This window comes from Flavobacterium xueshanense (assembly GCF_900112975.1).
GTDB lineage: Bacteria > Bacteroidota > Bacteroidia > Flavobacteriales > Flavobacteriaceae > Flavobacterium > Flavobacterium xueshanense.
Window position 1 is genome coordinate 223,529 of record NZ_FONQ01000002.1, and the last position, 21,069, is coordinate 244,597.

The window sequence follows — 21,069 nt, forward strand, 5'->3', positions numbered from 1 at the left end:
CTAATTATATGCCGCATTCTTTTAATAAAATATGGATTCATGCTATTTGGGCAACCAAAAATCGTCAGGAATTAATAGATTTTTCAATAGAGAAACAAGTATATGAATACATCCGAGAGGAATTAATTGACTTTGGATGTCCCGTCAGAATCATTAATGGAATGCCGGATCATGTTCACGCCTTATTTTTATTAAATCCACAAAAATCAATTGCAGATGTAATAAAACAAATTAAAGGCAGCTCCTCACATTCTATAAATGGAGAGAATTTAATGCTTGAAAAATTTGCTTGGCAAACAGGTTATGCCGCTTATTCCGTTAGTGAATTTCAATTAGAAGCCGTTTATAATTATATAAAGAATCAAAAGCAACATCATTTAAAGAAAAATTCTCAAGATGAATATGACGAATTTATAAAATTACATGGATTAAACTCTTCCCACGATTGAAACGTAATCTATGCACAAAATGAGAACAAACATGAAACCATAGCCAACCGTTTCAACGGTTGGAGACAATCGTGGGGAAACAATTTTTGAAAAACAATGTGGTGATTCATGTATTGATTCATACGATAACCACGGTTGAAACCGTCGGCTATGTGCAAAATGAGTCAAGCATTAAAACATAACCAACCATTTCAACGGTTGGAGACAATCGTGGAGAAACAATTATAAAAAAAACAATCTGGTGATTCATTACGTCCATTACGTTCCCCACAGTTGAAACCGTGGGCTGTGTTTAAAACACACACAAACCATAGCCAACCGTTTCAACGGTTGGAGACAATCGTGGGGAAACAATTTTTGAAAAACGATGTGGTGATTCATGTATTGATTCATACGATAACCACGGTTGAAACCGTGGGCTACGTGCAAAATGAGCCAAGCATTAAAACATAACCAACCGTTTTAACGGTTGGAGACAATCGTGGGGGAACAATTTTTGAAAAACAATGTGGTGATTCATGTATTGATTCATACGTTACCCACGGTTGAAACCGTGGGCTATGTGCAAAATGAGTCAAGCATTAAAACATAACCAACCATTTCAACGGTTGGAGACAATCATAAGAAAAAAATAAAATGACATCGAATAACAAAATAGAACTTATGGCTCCCGCTGGGAACTTTGAGTCGCTTCAAGCCGGATTAGACAATGGTGCAGATTCTATTTACTTTGGCGTAGAGCAATTGAACATGCGCGCCAGAGCCACCGTGAATTTCACCATGGACGATTTACCGGAAATTGCCAAACGTTGCGAAGCTAAAAATGTTCGAAGTTACTTGACCTTGAACACTATAATTTACGATCACGATTTATCCGTCGTAAAAACCTTATTGAACAAAGCCAAAGATGCGAATATCACTGCGGTGATTGCTTCTGATCAAGCGGTCATCGCTATGGCGAGAGGCATCGGAATGGAGGTCCATATTTCAACTCAATTAAATGTGACCAACATTGAAACCATAAAATTCTACAGTTTATTTGCAGACACGATGGTTTTAAGTCGGGAATTGAGTTTACGACAAGTAAAAAGCATCACCGCTCAAATCGAAAAAGAACAAATTAAAGGCCCAAACGGAAACTTAGTGGAAATTGAAATTTTTGGTCATGGTGCTTTGTGTATGGCAGTTTCAGGAAAATGTTATTTGAGTTTACACTCCAATAATTCCTCCGCCAATCGTGGTGCGTGTAAACAAAATTGCCGCAAGAAATACACTGTTATAGATCAGGAAACCGGTTTTGAAATCGAAGTCGACAACGAATATTTAATGTCTCCAAAAGATTTATGCACTTTAGATTTTTTGGACCAAGTCATTGATTCCGGTATTAAGGTATTAAAAATTGAAGGCCGTGGCCGTGCTCCTGAATATGTTGCCACCGTTATCAAAACGTATTGCGAAGCCATTGAAAGTTATTATGAAGATTCATTTTCTAAAGAAAAAGTAGCAGATTGGATGGAAGCTTTAAACACGGTTTATAATCGTGGTTTTTGGTCCGGTTATTATCTCGGACAAGAATTGGGCGAATGGAGTGATGTTTCCGGATCTATGGCTACACAGAAAAAAGTCTATGTAGGAAAAGGAACCCATTATTTCCCGAAAGCCAACATTGGTCAATTCAAAATTGAAGCTTACGATATCAAAATTGGAGATAAAATTTTGGTAACAGGCCCAAGCACCGGAGCGCAGGAAATGATTATCAACGAAATGTTTGTCAATGATATTACGGCTGACAAAGCCACCAAAGGCGATGATTGCACTTTAAAATTACCTTTCAGAATCCGAATGTCGGACAAATTATATAAAATTGTGGAAGCCTAATGGTTATTGTTACGTTACAAAGGGACAAATGCATTGGCTGTAATTATTGTGTTGAAATGGCGCCGGTTCAATTTCAAATGTCCAAGAAAGACGGGAAATCAGTTTTGATCCATTCGCAAAACGCCAAAGGTTTTTTTACTTTAAAATCAAATGACCACACGATTGTTGAAAGTTGCGAATTGGCTGCAAAAGCCTGTCCAGTTAAAATAATTTCGGTGAAAGAAACCTAAATTTTTTATTAAAAATAGATTTAGAGTCAACCCATTACAAGCTGATTCGTAATGGGTTTTTTTATTAAAAATTTATGGTTTATTGGCGCAGATAGGCATTGTGCCGTAAAATTAAAAAATACTATCTTTACGCTTTAAACGTTTTAAGAACTTAAGTTGTGCTCGTCGCAACACTATATATAAAATTATGGCATGTACAAGTTGTTCAACTTCTGATGGTGGCGCACCTAAGGGTTGTAAAAATAATGGGACTTGCGGCACCGATAGCTGCAATAAATTAACGGTTTTCGATTGGCTTTCTAATATGAGTTTGCCTAATGGTGACGCCCCTTTTGACTGTGTTGAGGTACGTTTCAAAAACGGAAGAAAAGAATTTTACCGCAATACCGAAAAATTAACTTTAAGCATGGGCGACATCGTTGCTACTGTTGCTTCCCCGGGTCATGATATAGGAATTGTTACTTTGACAGGAGAATTAGTTAAAATTCAAATGAAGAAAAAAGGAGCCAATTACTTGGGTACTGAAATTCCAAAAATTTACAGAAAAGCATCCCAAAAAGATATTGACATTTGGTCTACAGCAAGGGACAAAGAAGAGCCGATGAAGGTTCGCGCACGGGAACTGGCGATTGCTCAAAAACTGGAAATGAAAATTTCGGATATTGAATTTCAAGGGGATGGGTCAAAAGCTACGTTTTATTACACTGCAAATGACCGTATTGACTTTCGTGCGTTGATTAAAGATTTCGCTAAAGAATTCAGTACCCGAATAGAAATGAAACAAGTAGGTTTCCGTCAGGAAGCAGCTCGTTTAGGCGGGATTGGTTCTTGCGGAAGAGAATTGTGCTGTTCTACTTGGTTGACGGATTTTAGAAGTGTAAACACCTCAGCGGCTCGTTACCAACAACTGTCTTTAAATCCACAAAAATTGGCTGGACAATGCGGAAAATTAAAATGCTGCTTGAATTATGAGTTGGATACTTACATGGATGCGTTGAAAGATTTTCCGGATTTCGAAACAAAACTGGTAACCGAAAAAGGAGATGCCATTTGCCAGAAACAAGATATTTTTAAAGGTTTAATGTGGTTTGCTTATACGAATAATTTCGCCAATTGGCATGTTCTAAAAATTGATCAGGTCAAAGAAATTGTTGCTGAAAACAAACTAAAAAACAAAGTTACATCGTTAGAAGATTATGCTATCGAGCTAATTGTTGAGCCAGAGAAAAACTTCAATAACGCGATGGGCCAGGAAAGTCTAACTCGTTTTGACCAACCTAAAGCAAAGAAAAAACCGAATAAAAAACGCAAACCGGCTAGTGAAAATGCAATTGTTGCCAACAATAACAAACCCGAAAACAACAATAGAACTACAAGTAATATCCGCCAAACTCCGGCAGAAAAAAAACCTGCAGAGCCAAGAAAACCAATAATTATTACTAAAAATGTGGATAAAAAATAGCGCTTTACTTCTTTTAACGGTGATTCTTTTTTCTTCTTGTGATAAAAAAAGAGTTTTTGATGAATATAAATCTGTTGGTAGTGCTTGGCACAAAGACAGCATTGTAAAGTTCAATTTACCGGAATTAGACTCAACAAAACGATATAATTTATTTGTAAATTTAAGAGCCAACAACGATTATTTATACAATAATTTGTTTTTGATTGTAGCGATGGAATTGCCAAATGGTTTTACAAAAGTGGATACACTTGAATACCAAATGGCAGACCCGGATGGAACATTGTTAGGTAACGGTTTCTCAGATTTAAAAGAAAGCAAACTCTTTTACAAAGAAAATGTAAGGTTCAAATCAAAATACAAAGTGTATATCAAACAGGCAGTTAGAGAAAACGGCAAAGTTCCCGGTGTAACGGATTTGGATGGAATTACAGAGGTAGGTTTTAGAATAGAAAAAAAAGAATAAAATAGTATTATGGCTATCAAAAAAAATAACAATCCAACAAGAGGTAATGTAAATGACATTGCACATTATCAAAGGAAATTTTGGAAAATATTCTTCATAGGCTTGGGAAGTGTCGGTTTGTTTTTCTTATTTGCTTCATGGGGAATCTTCGGTTCAATGCCTTCCTTTGAAGATTTAGAAAATCCTGATTCTAATTTAGCAACAGAAATAATATCGGCTGACGGAGTGGTTCTGGGTAAATATTTTGAAAAAAACAGGTCGCAGTTAAAATACGCTGACTTACCAAAAAACTTAATAGATGCATTGATTGCTACTGAAGATGCTCGTTTTTACGAACATTCCGGTATCGATGGAAGAGGAACTTTGAGAGCGATTTCTAGTTTTGGAACCAGCGGTGGAGCGAGTACATTGACACAGCAGTTAGCCAAACAATTATTCCACGGCGAAGGGTCCAAATTTCTGCCTTTTAGAATTGTACAAAAAATAAAAGAATGGATTATCGCTATTCGATTAGAAAGACAATACACTAAAAATGAAATCATTGCGATGTATTGTAACGTTTATGATTTTGGAAACAATTCTGTTGGAGTAAGTTCCGCGGCGAAAACCTATTTTTCAAAAGAACCAAAGGATTTAACCATCAGTGAATCGGCTATATTAGTCGGAATGTTTAAAAATTCTGGTTTATACAATCCTATCAGAAACCCACAAGGAGTGAAAAACCGCAGAAATGTAGTTCTTTCGCAAATGGAAAAAGGAAAAATGATCACAGAAGCTGAAAAGGAAAAATTACAAAGTTTACCTATTAAGTTGAATTTCAAATTAGAAACCCATAAAGAAGGAACGGCAACGTATTTCAGAGAATACCTGCGTGATTACATGAAAAAATGGGCTGAAGAAAATAAAAAACCGGACGGTTCTGATTACGATATTTACAAAGATGGTCTGAAAATTTATACGACAATTGATTCCAGAATGCAATTGCATGCCGAAGAAGCAGTTACGGCGCACATGGCAAACCTTCAGGAAGAGTTTTTCAATCAATCTAAAGGGAATAAAAATGCACCTTTTGTAAATATTTCGAGTGCAGAAACACAAAAAATATTAAATCAGGCGATGAAATCATCCAACCGATGGGCTGTGATGAAATCAATGGATAAAAGCGATGAAGAAATTATAAAATCGTTTAGCGAAAAAACAGAAATGACCGTCTTTTCCTGGAAAGGAGAAAAAGATACCATAATGACACCATTGGATTCTATTCGATATTATAAACATTTTCTACAATCCGGATTGATGGCTATGGAACCTCAAACCGGCAATGTAAAAGCTTGGGTTGGTGGCATCAACTACAAATATTTCCAATACGATCACGTAGGACAAGGTGCCAGACAAGTAGGTTCGACTTTCAAACCGTTTGTTTATGCCACTGCTATAGAACAATTGAATATGTCCCCTTGCGACTCCATTATTGACGGACCTTTTATGATTCGAAAAGGGCGTCATAATGTTACTGAAGACTGGGAGCCAAAAAACTCAGACAACCGATACCGCGGAATGGTTACCTTAAAAAGAGGTTTGGCCAATTCGATAAACACCATTTCAGCAAAATTAATGGACAAAGTTGGTCCGGAAGCAGTAGTTGATTTAGCCCATAAATTAGGAGTAAAATCTGAGATTCCTTTGCAGCCTTCCATAGCTTTAGGAGCAGTAGAAATAACCGTTGAAGACATGGTTGCCGCTTACAGTACCTTTGCCAATCAAGGTGTTTACATGAAACCACAATTTATATCTAAAATTGAAGATAAAAGTGGCGTGATCATCTACGAGCCAATTCCTGAGTCTCATGATGTATTAAATAAAGATATCGCTTATGCTGTTGTCAAACTACTGGAAGGTGTTACTGAAGGTGGATCTGGAGATCGTTTGCGTACCACTGGTGGCGGAAGCGGAGACAACCGTTGGACCGGTTATCCGTATCAATTTAAAAATCCAATTGCGGGAAAAACAGGAACCACGCAAAACCAATCTGATGGTTGGTTTATGGGAATGGTTCCGAATCTTGTAACGGGAATTTGGGTAGGTTGCGAGGACCGTTCGGCTCGTTTCAAAAGTATCACTTATGGTCAGGGAGCTACAGCGGCACTGCCGGTTTGGGGTTATTTTATGAAATTGTGTTATTCTGATCCGGCACTTAAAGTTTCTAAGGAACGCTTTGAAAGACCCGCAAATCTTTCTATAAAAGTAGACTGTTATGTACCCAGAAAAGTAGTAGACACGACAGCAGTAGAACAAGATACTGAAGAATTTGAATTGTAAAATTTTAATTAGGAGCTAATCCAGCTATACGTTGCAAACAAAGTTCACTGAACTCCAATGAAAATAAAAGTATAGTGAAGTAATCTTTTTTTCGGTAAAAACCTCAAAAAAGGATTTCCACTACTATCTGGGCTAAGGCATTCGTCCTTCGAACTATATCTTGAGGTTCCTAGATTATTACAACTTAATTCATCGATAGATTAAAATTAGAAAAATAGCACCTCATTTATATGATTAACAAAAAAGTAAATAACGTTCAGGATGCCCTTCAAGGAATTGAAAACGGGATGACTATCATGCTTGGCGGTTTCGGATTATGTGGTATTCCAGAAAATTCGATTGCCGAAATAGTAAAAAAAGCAACTACGGATTTAACCTGTATTTCAAACAATGCGGGTGTTGATGATTTTGGTCTGGGATTGCTTTTGAAAAAGCGCCAAATCAAAAAAATGATTTCGTCTTACGTAGGTGAAAATGCCGAATTTGAACGCCAAATGCTTTCTGGAGAACTAGAAGTAGATCTTATTCCTCAAGGAACTTTAGCAGAACGTTGTCGTTCGGCGCAAGCTGGAATTCCTGCTTTTTTCACACCAGCAGGTTATGGAACTGAAGTAGCCGAAGGGAAAGAAGTCCGTGAATTCAATGGAAAAATGCATGTTATGGAGCACGCTTTCAACGCTGATTTTGCCATCGTAAAAGCATGGAAAGGTGATGAAGCCGGAAACCTGATTTTCAAAGGAACCGCAAGAAATTTTAATCCTTGCATGGCCGGAGCAGCAAAAATAACCATCGCCGAAGTTGAAGAATTAGTACCTGCAGGAAGTTTAGATCCAAACGAAATTCATATTCCTGGAATACTTGTAAATAGAATTTTTCAAGGCGAGAAATATGAAAAAAGAATTGAACAAAGAACCGTGAGACAAATTTTCTAATTATGGCTTTAGATAAAAATCAAATTGCAAAACGCATTGCAAAAGAATTAAAACACAACTATTACGTGAATCTCGGAATCGGAATTCCAACATTAGTGGCAAATTATGTTCCAGAGGGAATTGACGTTGAATTTCAAAGCGAAAACGGAATTCTCGGTATGGGTCCATTCCCTTTTGAAGGAGATGAAGACGCTGATTTAATCAACGCCGGAAAACAAACCATCACCTCTTTGCCCGGAGCAAGTTTCTTCGACTCCGCATTTAGTTTTGGAATGATTCGTGGGCAACATGTTGACCTAACCATCCTTGGCGCCATGGAAGTTGCCGAAAACGGCGATATTGCCAACTGGAAAATCCCTGGTAAAATGGTCAAAGGAATGGGAGGCGCAATGGATTTAGTGGCTTCTGCCGAGAATATTATTGTGGCCATGATGCACGTAAACAAAGCTGGAGAATCTAAAATACTTAAAAAATGTACGTTACCATTAACGGGTGTCGGTTGCGTTAAAAAAGTAGTCACTGAATTAGCCGTTTTAGAAGTAACGCCGCAAGGTTTCAAACTCTTGGAACGCGCACCGGGTGTAACTGTACAGCATATTATCGCTTCTACTGAAGCTGATTTAATAATTGAAGGAGAAGTTCCAGAAATGGAAATAGAGTAACACCTGCGCTAAAAAACACAAAAAAACCACGATCTCAATTAGTATTGAGATTGTGGTTTTTTTTTAAACAGCGTGTCCCGTCCTGAAATAGCGATACACAAAAAGTATCCTAATGGAAAAACATGAAGAAACTCGCTATGTTAAGCGCACCCAAAAAGACTACACAATGTCTTTTAAATTACAAATTGTTCAAGAAATAGAACGAGGACAACTTACAAGTACAGAAGCTACAAAGAAGTATGGTATTCAATGTAGAAAGACAGTTGTACAATGGCTAAGAAAATTTGGTAACTTTGATTGGGAAAATCAAATACCTTTTAATATGACAAAGTCTCCAGAACAGAGGATAATGGAGCTTGAAGCCAAAGTAAAACTTCTAGAGAAACAGAAGTCATTTTTGGAACAACAAGCTTTTGTTGCCGATAAAAAAGCTATCATTTTTGATATGATGATCGATATCGCTGAAGAAGAATATAAAATTGATATACGAAAAAACTCTCCCCCCGGACAATAGACCATTTTAGACAAAAAGAACAGCAAACAATAATGTTCGCCTGTAATTTGTTCGGGATAGACAGACAGGTTTATTATCGAAGAATTAAAAGAAAAACCATCAAAGAAGCCAAAGCTATTGAAGTGGTTTCGATGGTTCTTGAAATCAGAAAGAGCATGCCAAGATTAGGAACAAAAAAGTCTTATCATATTTTATTAGATAAGTTTCAATTAATTAATATTGGAAGGGATAAACTATTTGATATACTAAGAGCTAATCATTTATTGATACAACCCAAACGCAGTTATCATATAACTACAAACTCTCATCATCGATTTAGAAAACACCAAAATTATATTCTTGATTTAGAAATTAACAGACCCGAACAAGTCTGGGTCTCCGACATAACCTACATTGGAAAAAGAGACAAGCCACGTTATTTAAGTATTGTTACAGATGCTTATTTTAAGAAGATAATGGGATATTATGTGGCAGACAATATGAATACAGAGAGTAGTGTTATGGCTCTAAAAATGGCGATAAGACAAAGAAAAAACAAAGAAATGCCGTTGATTCATCACTCAGATAGAGGATTACAATATTGTGCTAATAATTACCAAAGTGTTTTAAGTAAAAATGGAATACTCCCAAGTATGACACAAAATTCTGATCCGTACGAAAATGCTGTAGCTGAAAGAATAAATGGTATATTAAAACAAGAATTTATGATTGATAAATACAATCTAGAATTAAGTGTTATCAAACGAATTGTCAAAGAATCAATTAATATTTACAATACGCAACGACCACATTATTCAAATTATATGCTAACTCCAGATCAAATGCACTTACAAAATCAAATTAAAATGAGAACTTATAAAACAAAAAACAGCAGTAAACTTTTGCTTACTACTGTTTAATAATTGTAATTTTATTTTTTATTAATCCTGTATCGTTTTTTTAGGACTAGACAGCGATTTGCGATTCCATATAAAAATCAAATCACTTCAAAATTCTTATTTAAAAGAACCAAGTCGCCACAAAAATTGCTGTAATAACACAAATCAAATCGACTAAAAGCATTGTTCCTAGGGCATAACGCGTATTTTTAATATTTACAGAACCGAAATAAACGGCTATCACATAAAAAGTACTTTCAGCACTACACTGAAAAATACTACTTAATCGCGCTGTTAAAGAATCGGCACCAAATGTATTCATTGAGTCAATTAAAAATCCTCGTGATCCGGCAGAGCTAAAAGGACGAAGTAAAGCCACCGGTAAAGCATCCGTGATTTGCTTACTTACTCCCATATTAGAAAAAATGAAAGCAATCCAATTGCTTATAATTTCAAATAAACCACTGTTTCTAAATAAAGAAATGGCAACCAGCATTCCCAAAACATAAGGAAAAATAGTCACACCGGTTTTCACACCATTATTGGCTCCTATTACAAAAGTCTCAAAAACGGTAGTAGATGCTTCTGTAAATTTCTTTTCATTTATAAATGAAAAAATCAACGTAAAAGCAATAATTCCAATTAATATTAAAGCAGAAAGATTAGAAGTGAAATAGTTTTTTCCAATTAAATCCAAATGGTTCACATACATCAACAAACCCACAATTGCAGCTATTAATGTCATCAATACAATCACTAAAGAAGCACTTTTGAAATTGATTCTTTGTTTGATTCCAACAATTAAAAAGGCTGCGATGGTACCGATAAAAGAAGTGATTATGCAAGGCAACATCACATCCGCAGGATTGCTCGCATTAGCAGCTGCGCGATAACCAATAATAGACGTAGCGATTAAAGTAAGACCCGAAGCATGCAAACACATAAACATAATTTGCGCATCACTCGCTTTATCTTTCTCTGGATTTATTTCTTGTAAACTTTCCATAGCTTTTAGGCCAAAAGGAGTTGCAGCAGAATCTAACCCTAAGAAATTAGCAGCAAAATTTAAAGTCATGTAGGAAATGGAGGGATGGTTTTTGGGAATACTCGGAAATACTTTTACAAAAACAGGGCTCAATGCTTTCGCCAATTTTCCAGATGCACCAGAAATAATTAAAAGTTCCATCAATCCACAGAAAAAGGCCAAATAAGCCATCAGCGGAAGGACTAAATCTAGCAAAGTACTTTTACAAGTTGGTAATAAACCATCTGATTTTTGAACACCGCTGTAAATTTTTACGGTTTTATTCTTAAAAACATAAGTCGTATCCGCATTTAGCGTGTCCCGATTGATAATCATGGTTTGTTCTGGGGCTGTCTTAATGCTGTCTTTTATAAAAGCAGGAAGTTCGTCGGCAAATTTCTCCGAAACCAGAATTGGATCATCTTTCTTTCCGTTCAAAACGTGGTCAATTGTATAACTGTCTCCAGAAAATAAACTAAACACTACAAATACAATTGCTGAAATAAAAATGACCAACCAAAATCTACTCAATACCATAATCTATAATTTTTGTAAATGTAATAAATCAATTGCAATGACAATAGCAAAAAGACAAGGTCAATATCAAATTCAAATCTAAATGTTATGCATTAGTATTGATTTTTGAAATTGAAATTGCCATTGATTTTTTATACATGAATAATCTCGTCATCAATCAATAATTCATCTCTACGCAATCGAAGGAAAATCTGTGCTACGGCAATCGTGTCTTTCTCACAATAGGTTACAATGCGATCAATATCTTTATCTACGTAAAAAACATGACCCACCTGACTGCCGTCGATATCGCCTTTTGGTGACGGAATCCCGAGTACTTTACACATTAACTTTAAGGAAGTATAGTGTTTATAATCTCCAAATTTCCATAATTCTAACGTGTCTAAATGTGGGATTTCCCATGGTTTTTTTCCAAATAAATTTAGCTTGTTAGGAATAGCGATTTGGTTAATAATCATGCGACGGGCGAGGAAAGGAATATCAAATTCCTTGGCATTGTGACCACACAAAACGTGTTGTGGCTGATTAAAATGAGTGTTCAGCAAATTATTGAAATCCAATAATAGTTTCTTTTCTTCTCCAAAGAAAGAAGTTACTCTAAAATTTCGAATATCGCCTTTGATGGTAAAATAACCCACTGAGATACAAACGATTTTCCCAAATTCGGCCCAAATTCCCGCTCGATCGTAAAAATCCTCCGGCGTGTATTCGTCTTTGCGCTGGTATTGGGTTTTGTGCTCCCAAAGGTCTTTCATTTCCGCATCCAGATCATTAAAATCTTCCGCTTCAGGAACGGTTTCTATATCAAGAAATAGGATATTATTGAGGTTTATTTTTTCTATCATTTTATGGCACGCAGATGAAGCGGATTTTACAGATTGAAACTGATTTTCTTAAACGAATATAAGAAATTTATTCACAAACAACTAAAAAAGACTTTGTTGTGTTGTAGGATTTTCGTGTTCCAATAACCATTTTTTGCGCCACAAACCTCCTGCATATCCTGTTAATGAACCATCAGTTCCAATTACTCGATGACAGGGAACCACAATCCATAATGGATTTTTCCCATTTGCGGAAGCCACTGCTCGAATGGCTTTTACATCACCCAAAATTTTGGATTGTTCGAGATAGGTGCGGGTTTTCCCATAAGGAATGTCCAATAAAGACTTCCAGACTTTTTGTTGGAATTCAGTACCTTTTGGATTGAGTGTAAAGTCAAAATCAATTCTCTTTCCCTCAAAATAATCTTGAAGTTGTGAAACCGCTTCCTGCAACACAGTTGAAATGCATTCTGAAATCACGCCTTCTTCAGCAACAGAAATTACGGATATTCCATTTTTATCGCCAATGATTGTGGCAATTCCTAAAGGTGTTTCGATTAAAGCTGTTTCCATGTTTTAAAGATAAAAAAATCAACCATATAGTTCCTAAAGATCCAGCAAAGTTCAGAAAGAAATAAATTTGAAATGTTTTGAATATAAAAAAACCATTCGCAGAGACGAATGGTTCTTATGTTTTAGCCCTGATAGTAGCGGCATCCTTTATGTTTTTTCTTTAAAAACATAAAGATAAAGCGGATAGCAGGATTAGCTCCTTATTTCGACTACGCTCAGTATATTAAATCTATTTTAAACTTGAATATACGTACGCTTCTAAGGTTTTTAACTCGTCATCAGACATAGCTTTAGTAATCACGAAGTTTGCTTTCATGACTTCGTATTGGCTTGGGTCAACAATAGGTTCGCCTTCACCTTTTAAAAATGTTACGATACTTGCGTTTTTATCTTTATAAATCTTAGCAATATCCTGCAGGCTTGGCCCAATCACTTTCTTGTCTACTTGATGACAGGCAACACAATTTCCTTTTCCTTTGAAAATTTCTTCCCCTAATTCCTCTGGCGTTTGTGCAACTACCTCTGTTGAGGTTGGGTATAAAGGTTCTTTTTTGACTTCTTCTTTTTTACAAGATGCAAAGGCTAAAACGGCAAATAAAAACAATGTCTTTCTCATGTTAATTTCTTTAATTGTGAATAACTATGTTACTGCTTTACCACCCAACATATTTGGGTGGTTGAATTTGATTCAAGTTCAAATATACTAAAATTTGCGCTCTGTGATGGGTAACATGATCTTGCATCAAATTGAGTATCTGTAATTTTGATTTTGGACCAGCAAAAAAATCGACCTTATCGGATAATTCAGCCTCTTTGGTTTTTTGTACAAATGTCTTTGCTGTATCAAACGAGGTTTTTATTTCTTGGATTATTTGTGTTTTTGAAAGGCCTTTTACCGCTTCTTTTTTTACATATTTCTGTCCCGAAAAATGCGTTGTGCTCAACCAATTCATGTTATCTTGTATGTGAAATAATTGTTCTCTAAATGACATTTCACGGGTTGAAGGCTTGTAATCATATTTGTCTTCGGGCATGGCTTGTGCAACGGCCACTAAATAATCTTTGGAATTATCCCATTTCTCGATGAAAGTAGCAATTACCTCCACTTGTGCAAAAATGCTATTGGATAGCAAAAAAACCGCTATTATTAAACATTTTTTCAATTTCTATTTATTTAAAAGTATAGCCGCTTCTTTGGCAAAATAAGTCGAAATCAAACTGGCTCCAGCACGTTTGATACACATTAATTGTTCCATCATAATTTTATCGTGATCTAACCAACCTCTTTCGGCTGCGGCTTTTATCATCGCGTATTCCCCAGAAACATGATAAACGGTTACTGGAACATTTACCGCATTTTTAACCTCGCGAACGATGTCTAGGTAGGCAATTCCTGGTTTTACCATCACCATATCAGCGCCTTCTTCCACGTCCCACAACGCTTCTTTAATAGCTTCGATGCGATTGGCATAATCCATCTGGTATGTTTTCTTGTCTTTTGGAATTTCAGTAGCATCAACAGGAGCGCTGTCTAACGCATCACGAAACGGCCCGTAAAATGCCGAAGCGTATTTAGCCGAATAACTCATGATGCCTACGTTATGAAAACCGGCAGCATCAAGACCTTCGCGCAAACGCAACACGCGTCCGTCCATCATATCCGATGGCGCTACAAAATCGGCTCCAGCTTGCGCATGAGAAACGGCCATTTTTACTAAGGCTGCGTTCGTCGAATCGTTTTCTATATCGCCGTTTGCAATAATTCCGTCATGTCCGTAAATAGAATACGGGTCCAAAGCTACGTCTGGCATTACTATCATTTCCGGACAAGCGGCTTTGATGGCACGAATGGCATTCTGCATCAATCCGTTTGGATTCCAAGCTTCCAATCCCGTATTGTCTTTTAAATTTTCACTGACTTTTACATAAATATTGACAGCACGAATGCCTAAATCGAATAATTCATGAATTTCTTTTACCGTCAAATCGATGGAACGACGAAATATTCCTGGCATGGAAGCAATTTCCACTTTGTAATTTTCTCCTTCAGCAATAAACATGGGAAACATGAAATCTGATGGACTTAAACTGGTTTCACGAACTAAAGAACGAATGGATTCATTAACGCGTAATCTTCTGCCTCTTTGTAATGGGAACATATATTTTCGTTTAAAGTTTAACTTTAATTTATTTTTTTAATCATTAAAAAATTAAGGTTCATTAAGGTTTTACACTTAATTTTCCTTAATCTCTTTATGGTTCAACTATTTAAATCCAATCTCTTGGATTTTCTAATACGTTGATTAATTTTTCTTCTGCACTTCCAATTTCCGGATGATGGTCATAGATCCATTGTACATTGGGTGGCAAACTCATCAGAATACTTTCGATTCTTCCGTTGGTTTTTAGTCCAAATAACGTGCCTTTATCATGAACCAAATTAAATTCGACATAACGGCCACGGCGTATTTCCTGCCACGTTCTTTGTTCTGGCGTATATGTTAAGTCTTTTCTTTTTTCTACAATTGGAACGTAAGCTTCAAGGAAACTATTCCCCACTTCTGAAACGTAATTGAACCAATCTTGCATGCTCATCTCTGGAGTTTCTTTGCAATAATCGAAAAACAACCCACCGATTCCTCGTGATTCATTTCTGTGAGCGTTCCAAAAATAAGCATCACATTGTTTCTTATATTTTGGATAGAACTCTGGATTATGTTTGTCGCAGGCTGTTTTACAGGTTTGATGAAAATGAATTGCATCTTCTTCAAACAAATAATAAGGTGTTAAATCTTGTCCGCCACCAAACCATTGCTGAATCACGTTTCCGTTATCATCGTACATTTCGAAATAGCGCCAATTGGCATGAACCGTAGGAACCATTGGATTTTTTGGATGCAATACCAAACTCAATCCGCAGGCAAAAAAATCAGCTTCACCTACGTTGAACATTTTCTGCATGGCCTCGGGTAACTTCCCGTGAACTGCCGAAATATTCACGCCGCCTTTTTCGAAAACTTTACCGTTTTCTATTACTCGGGTTCTTCCGCCGCCGCCTTCCGGACGTTCCCAAAGGTCTTCACGGAATTTGGCTTGACCTTCAACTGCTTCCAATCCTTTACAGATTTGGTCTTGAAGGTTTTTTATGTAGGAATAAAATTGTTCTTTCATTATAAATTAGTTTTCAGTGGCAGTTTTTTAATTCCAAGGATGGAAAATGAAAACTGTGACTGTGACTGACTACTGATTGTACTCCTTCACTGCATCAATGAACGCTTTCGCGTGATCCACAGGAATATTTGGTAAAATTCCGTGTCCTAAATTCACAATATATTTGTCTTTACCGAATTCATCGATCATTTCGTGTACCATTTTCTTGATAACAGGAATTGGTGACAACAATCTGGATGGATCAAAATTTCCTTGTAAAGTAATATTTCCTCCTGAAAGGTATCTTGCATTTCGTGGAGAACATGTCCAGTCAACACCTAATGCTGATGCTCTACTTTTTCCCATTTCGCCTAATGCAAACCAACATCCTTTTCCGAAAACAATTACAGGAGCATCATCGACTAGGGCTTCAATAATTTGGTTGATGTATTTCCAAGAGAATTCTTGATAATCCACTGGAGATAACATTCCGCCCCAAGAGTCAAAAATTTGTACAGCGTTTACTCCTGCTTTCACTTTTTCTTTTAAATATAAAATAGTGGTATCGGTAATTTTTTGCAATAAAACATGCGCTGCTTCTGGATGTTGGAAACAAAATCCTTTGGCCATATCAAAACTTTTAGAACCTTTCCCTTCCACCGCATAACACATAATTGTCCAAGGCGAACCTGCAAAACCAATTAACGGCACCTCATCATTCAACATTTCTTTGGTTAATTTGATAGCGTCAAAAACGTACCCTAATGTTTCATTAACATCCGGTACGATTACTTTCTCCACATCCTGAATCGTGCGAATTGGATTTGGTAAAAAAGGACCAAAATTTTCTTTCATCAACACCTCTATTCCCATTGCTTGCGGAACTACCAAAATATCCGAAAACAAAATGGCAGCATCAGGAGCGATTCTACGTATTGGCTGAACCGTAATTTCGGCAGCTAATTCTGGGGTTTGACAACGAGTGAAAAAATCATATTTATCGCGCAAAGCGATGAATTCCGGCAAATATCTTCCCGCTTGACGCATCATCCAAACTGGTGGGCGTTGTACTGTTTCTCCTTTTAGTGCTCTTAAAAATAGGTCGTTTTTGATCATGTATTTAAATTTTAGCAGATTGCTAGATGCTTTCCGGTGTATAATATTCAATAACTTCCAAAATCACCTCTTCGATAGTTGGTGTTTCAGCAATTACTATGTTTTTAATTTTCTTTGTTTCTAATGCTGATGCTGTAGTAGTGCCTACGCAAAAACAAACTTCTTTCTTGATTTTATTATTTGTCAAATAACTTTCAACGGCAGATGGGCTAAAAAATAGAATTCCGTCAAAATTTTCTTGGTCTGATATTTTAAAAGGCGCAAGTGTTGTTTGATAAACTTCGATTTCGTTAAAAATTATTCCGGCACTTTTTAATGCTCCAGGCAACGTTTCTTTACGCAAATTTCCGCTTAAAAAAGTATAGCTTTCCTTGTTGTAAATTAAAGTGATTATTTCGGCTAATTCAGAGGCGTAATCTAAATAAACATCAACCGTAAAGCCATGCAATTCAAGTAATTCCTTGGTTTTAATTCCGACACAAAAAACAGGTTTGGTCTTTAAAACTTCCCAACCGCTTTGTTCTATCAAACTTAAAACAGCATTTTGGCTGCTAAAAATTAAATTATTGTTGATTGTATTGAGTTCAAAAAGGTTGTTTTTAATTGCGATGAAATCCTGTTCTAAAAGATCAAAATCAGCATCAAGAAATACTTGCCTTTGTTCTGCCGACAATGTTTTAGTGGATAATATGCTTGTTTGGCTCATTATTTCTTCAAATTATTTTTAATTTCTGACATCAGTTTTGTTCCGCCATTGTTCAGAATTTCCTGAGCAGAATAAAATCCTAATTTCTTCCATTCTTCGATAGGAACAATTTTATCAATTTCAATCTTTTCTTTTCCGTCTAGCGAAAACAAAACACCTTGAAAATGAATGCTATCATCCTCTTCATTATATTTAGCTAAAGCCCCAATAGGAGCTGTACAACCTCCTTCTAAGGTTTTTAAAAACTGTCGTTCAATGTAAGTTACAATTTCGGTTTCAATATGATTTAACTGTGATAAAGCATCACGGGTAAATGCATCTTTTTGCATTGCAACAACCAACATTGCGCCTTGAGCCGGTGCCGGAATCATCCACTCCAAATCAATATAATTGGAAGGTTTCAAATTGATTCTTTCTAATCCTGCTGCTGCAAAAACGGCTCCGTTCCAATCACTTTGCTGCAATTTCTGCATTCTAGTATTTACGTTTCCGCGTAAATCAACTACTTTATGAGTCGGGTATTTACTCAGCCATTGTGCCTGACGACGCAAACTTCCGGTGGCAATTGTTCCTTGTTCATTGAGAAAATCAAGGTTTCCTTTATATACCAAAATATCCAACGTGCTAGCTCTTTCCAAAACTGCTGCCTGAACAATTCCTATTGGTAGAGCTGTAGGAACATCTTTCATCGAATGCACTGCAATATCAACCTGACCGTTGATCATGGCGATATCGAGAGTTTTGGTAAAAATTCCTGTGATTCCTAATTCGTAAAGTGGTTTGTCAAGAATGATATCTCCTTGTGATTTTACCGCTATAATTTCGGTTTTATAGCCTAAATCGTTCAGTCTTTTTTCGACGTTATGGGCTTGCCAAAGCGCGAGTTCACTATCGCGGGTTCCTATGCGTATTGTTTTATTCATTATCTTGCGGTAGCTCCAATTTTGAAAACTTTTTCAATCCATTCTATACTTTCGTCCACCATGGTATCGTCGTCTTTCAAATGATTAGCAAAGTGTGTTGTTATTTTTTGGATAATTCTGGCACTGATGATTTCGGCCTGTTCTTCATTAAAATTGGAAATTTTCCTACTTTGAAAATCCAATTCAGATGTTTTGATCGCATTCAGTTTTGCTTTTAAAGCATTAATTGTAGGCGCAAATTTTCTGCCTTTGGTCCAGGTAATAAATTCCTCCTTTATTTCTTCAATAATTGCCTCTGCTGCGGGAATGTGTTTTTTCCTGTTTTCTAAAGTCTCATCTGTTAGTTGTGACAGATAATCCATGTGAATCAGCGTAACGCCCTCGATCTCTTCTACATCCTCATTTACATTTTTCGGAATGGATAAATCCAGAATCAACAATGGTTTTTTTAAATTCAGAATTGCTTTGTCAATCGTTGGATTTTGTGCGCCGGTTGCTACCACAACAACATCTGCTTTTTGCAATTCCAAATGGAGTTCCGAATAATCTTTTACAATTAAATTCAATTTTCCGGCTAGTTTCTCCGCTTTTTCTTTGGTTCTGTTAATTAGCGTAATGTGTTCGTTTTTAGTATGTTTCACTAAATTTTCACAGGTGTTTCTGCCAATTTTCCCAGTACCAAACAAGAGTATATTTTTGTTTCCAATATCTTCAACATTCTTGAAAATATAGTGAACCGCAGCAAAAGAAACCGAAGTAGCTCCTGAGCTAATCTGTGTATCAGTTTTTATCTTTTTACTTGCCTGAATAACGGCATTCACCAATCGTTCCATAAATGTATTGGCTAAACCCAACGATTTTGACTGTGAAAACGAATTCCTTATTTGGGCAATAATTTCAAAATCACCAAGTATCTGACTATCTAAACCCGTTCCTACACGAAACATGTGACTTATGGCTTCTTGATTTTTATAGACAAAACCTACTTTTTGAAATTCTTCAACAGAGCCTTGACTGTTCTCGCAAATTAATTTGATTAATTGAAATGGATGTTCCGCATAACCGTAAATTTCAGTACGGTTGCAGGTAGAAGTGACTATTAAACTCTCTATTCCTTCATTCTTGGCTTGTTCCAGTAAACGCGTTTTTGCAGCGGCGTCTAAACTAAACTTACCTCTAATCTCAGCATCTGCTTTTTTATAACTCAATCCAACGGAGTAAAAATAATGATGCTTTAATGTGTTATTGTTTTCCATATTTGCACTTTTCCAGAAAGTTGAACAAAATTAGAACTATAGTATTTATAAAAGTAACGCTAGAAGTACTTTTTGTATCGCTGCATGATTTTTTAGATTTAAATCGTTATTTAATTATAAAAACCCTTATTTTTGTAACATAAACAGGTTCTTTTTAGCGCTCTATTTAGAGTGTTTCTAAATAAAACAATCTGATAATTATCATTTTTGTATTAAAAAAACATCGCTATGAGTTCTCAAGAAATAATAAAAATTGAAGATGATTTTACCTTAATTCGCTTTCAGAATGACGGAACCGATGTCTTTCAAGCCCAACGTGAAGTAAGCAGCGGATTGATTCAGTTTCATTTTGGATTAAAAGGAAATGCAAAATTCATTTTTAATCAAGGGAATTACGCGTTAGAGTTAAAGGAAGAAAAATCATTACTTTTATATAATCCACAAAAAGAATTGCCTTTAAATCTGGAATTAGCACCAAATTCGTGGGTGATATCAGTAATTATTTCCATCAAAAAATTTCATGCTTTATTTTCAACTGAAGCGGATTATATTACTTTTTTAAGTGCTGACAATAAGGACAAAAAATATTATGATGAAGGGAACATTAGCCCTTCGATGGCAATTGTTTTGTCCCAATTATTTCATTACAGCTTGCACCCGTCAATTAAAAACTTGTATTACAAAGGAAAAGGATACGAATTACTGAGTTTGTATTTCAATCGAACCGAAGATCCAAATGCAGAACAATGTCCGTTTTTAATAGACGAAGACAATGTAATGAAGATTAAAAAAGCCAAAGAAATCATCATTGCCAATATGGCCGAACCGCCTGGATTACAAGAATTAGCCGATGAAATAGGTTTGAATTTAAAGAAACTAAAAATGGGTTTCAAACAAATTTATGGCGATACAGTTTATGGTTTTCTATTTGACTACAAAATGGATTTTGCTCGAAAACTGCTCGACAGTGGTTCCTATAACGTAAATGAAGTAGGACTGAAAATAGGATACAGCACCGGAAGTCATTTTATAGCGGCCTTCAAAAAGAAATTTGCCACTACGCCTAAAAAATATTTGATGTCAATCAACCCAAATATGTAATTTGGCATTGATTTCTTATATTAAACAATAAATAAAAAATAGTTAATCGCAATTTATAAAAAAGTAAGTTTA

At 36.0% G+C, this 21,069-nt stretch carries 23 protein-coding genes; 12 read left to right on the top strand and 11 right to left on the bottom strand.

What is annotated here, in order from left to right:
* The first annotated feature begins 8 nt into the window (after positions 1 to 8).
* From tnpA to BMZ76_RS03195, 11 genes are all read left to right on the top strand, one after another.
* The gene (gene tnpA, locus BMZ76_RS03155) at positions 9 to 449 is read left to right on the top strand and encodes an IS200/IS605 family transposase (RefSeq protein ID WP_091203265.1); all 441 of its coding nucleotides are present in this window, start codon (positions 9 to 11) and stop codon (positions 447 to 449) included.
* A gap of 288 nt (positions 450 to 737) precedes the next feature.
* The gene (locus tag BMZ76_RS15835) at positions 738 to 902 is read left to right on the top strand and encodes a hypothetical protein (protein WP_167547407.1); all 165 of its coding nucleotides are present in this window, start codon (positions 738 to 740) and stop codon (positions 900 to 902) included.
* A 183-nt stretch (positions 903 to 1,085) separates the two neighbouring features.
* Positions 1,086 to 2,327: a peptidase U32 family protein gene (locus BMZ76_RS03160; RefSeq protein ID WP_091203266.1), complete on the top strand. Its 1,242-nt coding sequence runs from the start codon at positions 1,086 to 1,088 to the stop codon at positions 2,325 to 2,327.
* Positions 2,327 to 2,557, top strand: a complete 231-nt coding sequence (locus BMZ76_RS03165) for a ferredoxin (RefSeq protein ID WP_091203267.1) — start codon at positions 2,327 to 2,329, stop codon at positions 2,555 to 2,557. Before BMZ76_RS03160 ends, BMZ76_RS03165 begins: the two co-directional genes overlap by 1 nt.
* 187 nt (positions 2,558 to 2,744) lie before the next feature.
* Positions 2,745 to 4,019 carry a PSP1 domain-containing protein gene (locus tag BMZ76_RS03170; protein WP_091203268.1) on the top strand — a complete coding sequence of 425 codons (1,275 nt, stop codon included), beginning with the start codon at positions 2,745 to 2,747 and terminating at the stop codon, positions 4,017 to 4,019.
* The gene (locus tag BMZ76_RS03175; RefSeq protein ID WP_091203269.1) at positions 4,003 to 4,482 is read left to right on the top strand and encodes a gliding motility lipoprotein GldH; all 480 of its coding nucleotides are present in this window, start codon (positions 4,003 to 4,005) and stop codon (positions 4,480 to 4,482) included. Before BMZ76_RS03170 ends, BMZ76_RS03175 begins: the two co-directional genes overlap by 17 nt.
* Positions 4,483 to 4,491: 9 nt before the next feature.
* Positions 4,492 to 6,801, top strand: coding sequence for a penicillin-binding protein 1A (locus tag BMZ76_RS03180; RefSeq protein WP_091203270.1), 2,310 nt, complete (start codon positions 4,492 to 4,494; stop codon positions 6,799 to 6,801).
* Between the two features lie 230 nt (positions 6,802 to 7,031).
* Complete coding sequence (locus BMZ76_RS03185) at positions 7,032 to 7,733, top strand: CoA transferase subunit A (RefSeq protein WP_091203271.1); 702 nt, start codon at positions 7,032 to 7,034, stop codon at positions 7,731 to 7,733.
* Positions 7,734 to 7,735: 2 nt separating this feature from the next.
* Complete coding sequence (locus BMZ76_RS03190) at positions 7,736 to 8,395, top strand: CoA transferase subunit B (RefSeq protein WP_091203272.1); 660 nt, start codon at positions 7,736 to 7,738, stop codon at positions 8,393 to 8,395.
* A 112-nt stretch (positions 8,396 to 8,507) separates the two neighbouring features.
* Complete coding sequence (locus BMZ76_RS15965; RefSeq protein ID WP_208857628.1) at positions 8,508 to 8,909, top strand: helix-turn-helix domain-containing protein; 402 nt, start codon at positions 8,508 to 8,510, stop codon at positions 8,907 to 8,909.
* 29 nt (positions 8,910 to 8,938) lie between these two features.
* Positions 8,939 to 9,808, top strand: a complete 870-nt coding sequence (locus BMZ76_RS03195) for an IS3 family transposase (protein WP_262987272.1) — start codon at positions 8,939 to 8,941, stop codon at positions 9,806 to 9,808.
* A 100-nt stretch (positions 9,809 to 9,908) separates the two neighbouring features.
* Here BMZ76_RS03195 and BMZ76_RS03200 read toward each other — a convergent pair whose 3' ends face one another.
* The 11 genes from BMZ76_RS03200 to hemA all read right to left on the bottom strand — a co-directional run bounded on the left by BMZ76_RS03200 (position 9,909) and on the right by hemA (position 19,896).
* Positions 9,909 to 11,348 carry a nucleoside recognition domain-containing protein gene (locus BMZ76_RS03200; protein ID WP_091203273.1) on the bottom strand — a complete coding sequence of 480 codons (1,440 nt, stop codon included), beginning with the start codon at positions 11,346 to 11,348 and terminating at the stop codon, positions 9,909 to 9,911.
* Positions 11,349 to 11,479: 131 nt separating this feature from the next.
* Positions 11,480 to 12,193, bottom strand: a complete 714-nt coding sequence (locus tag BMZ76_RS03205; protein ID WP_091203274.1) for a 3'-5' exonuclease — start codon at positions 12,191 to 12,193, stop codon at positions 11,480 to 11,482.
* 81 nt (positions 12,194 to 12,274) lie between these two features.
* The gene (locus tag BMZ76_RS03210; RefSeq protein WP_091203275.1) at positions 12,275 to 12,745 is read right to left on the bottom strand and encodes a methylated-DNA--[protein]-cysteine S-methyltransferase; all 471 of its coding nucleotides are present in this window, start codon (positions 12,743 to 12,745) and stop codon (positions 12,275 to 12,277) included.
* Between the two features lie 229 nt (positions 12,746 to 12,974).
* Positions 12,975 to 13,361, bottom strand: coding sequence for a c-type cytochrome (locus BMZ76_RS03215; protein WP_091203276.1), 387 nt, complete (start codon positions 13,359 to 13,361; stop codon positions 12,975 to 12,977).
* A gap of 37 nt (positions 13,362 to 13,398) precedes the next feature.
* Complete coding sequence (locus tag BMZ76_RS03220) at positions 13,399 to 13,908, bottom strand: DinB family protein (RefSeq protein ID WP_091203277.1); 510 nt, start codon at positions 13,906 to 13,908, stop codon at positions 13,399 to 13,401.
* Between the two features lie 3 nt (positions 13,909 to 13,911).
* Complete coding sequence (gene hemB / locus BMZ76_RS03225; protein ID WP_091203278.1) at positions 13,912 to 14,904, bottom strand: porphobilinogen synthase; 993 nt, start codon at positions 14,902 to 14,904, stop codon at positions 13,912 to 13,914.
* A 109-nt stretch (positions 14,905 to 15,013) separates the two neighbouring features.
* Entirely contained in the window at positions 15,014 to 15,916 is a 903-nt protein-coding gene (gene hemF, locus BMZ76_RS03230) for an oxygen-dependent coproporphyrinogen oxidase (protein WP_091203279.1), read from the bottom strand.
* A 69-nt stretch (positions 15,917 to 15,985) separates the two neighbouring features.
* Positions 15,986 to 17,011, bottom strand: a complete 1,026-nt coding sequence (gene hemE / locus BMZ76_RS03235; RefSeq protein ID WP_091203280.1) for a uroporphyrinogen decarboxylase — start codon at positions 17,009 to 17,011, stop codon at positions 15,986 to 15,988.
* Between the two features lie 22 nt (positions 17,012 to 17,033).
* Positions 17,034 to 17,717 (bottom strand): uroporphyrinogen-III synthase, encoded by a 684-nt coding sequence (locus BMZ76_RS03240; protein WP_091203281.1) that lies wholly within the window; start codon positions 17,715 to 17,717, stop codon positions 17,034 to 17,036.
* Entirely contained in the window at positions 17,717 to 18,640 is a 924-nt protein-coding gene (hemC, locus tag BMZ76_RS03245) for a hydroxymethylbilane synthase (protein ID WP_167547408.1), read from the bottom strand. The genes BMZ76_RS03240 and hemC overlap by 1 nt, the downstream gene beginning before the upstream one ends.
* The gene (hemA, locus tag BMZ76_RS03250; protein ID WP_091203283.1) at positions 18,640 to 19,896 is read right to left on the bottom strand and encodes a glutamyl-tRNA reductase; all 1,257 of its coding nucleotides are present in this window, start codon (positions 19,894 to 19,896) and stop codon (positions 18,640 to 18,642) included. Before hemA ends, hemC begins: the two co-directional genes overlap by 1 nt.
* 228 nt (positions 19,897 to 20,124) lie before the next feature.
* Here hemA and BMZ76_RS03255 point away from each other — a divergent pair, with 228 nt between their 5' ends.
* Positions 20,125 to 20,997 (top strand): helix-turn-helix domain-containing protein, encoded by an 873-nt coding sequence (locus BMZ76_RS03255; RefSeq protein ID WP_091203284.1) that lies wholly within the window; start codon positions 20,125 to 20,127, stop codon positions 20,995 to 20,997.
* Positions 20,998 to 21,069 lie beyond the last annotated feature (72 nt).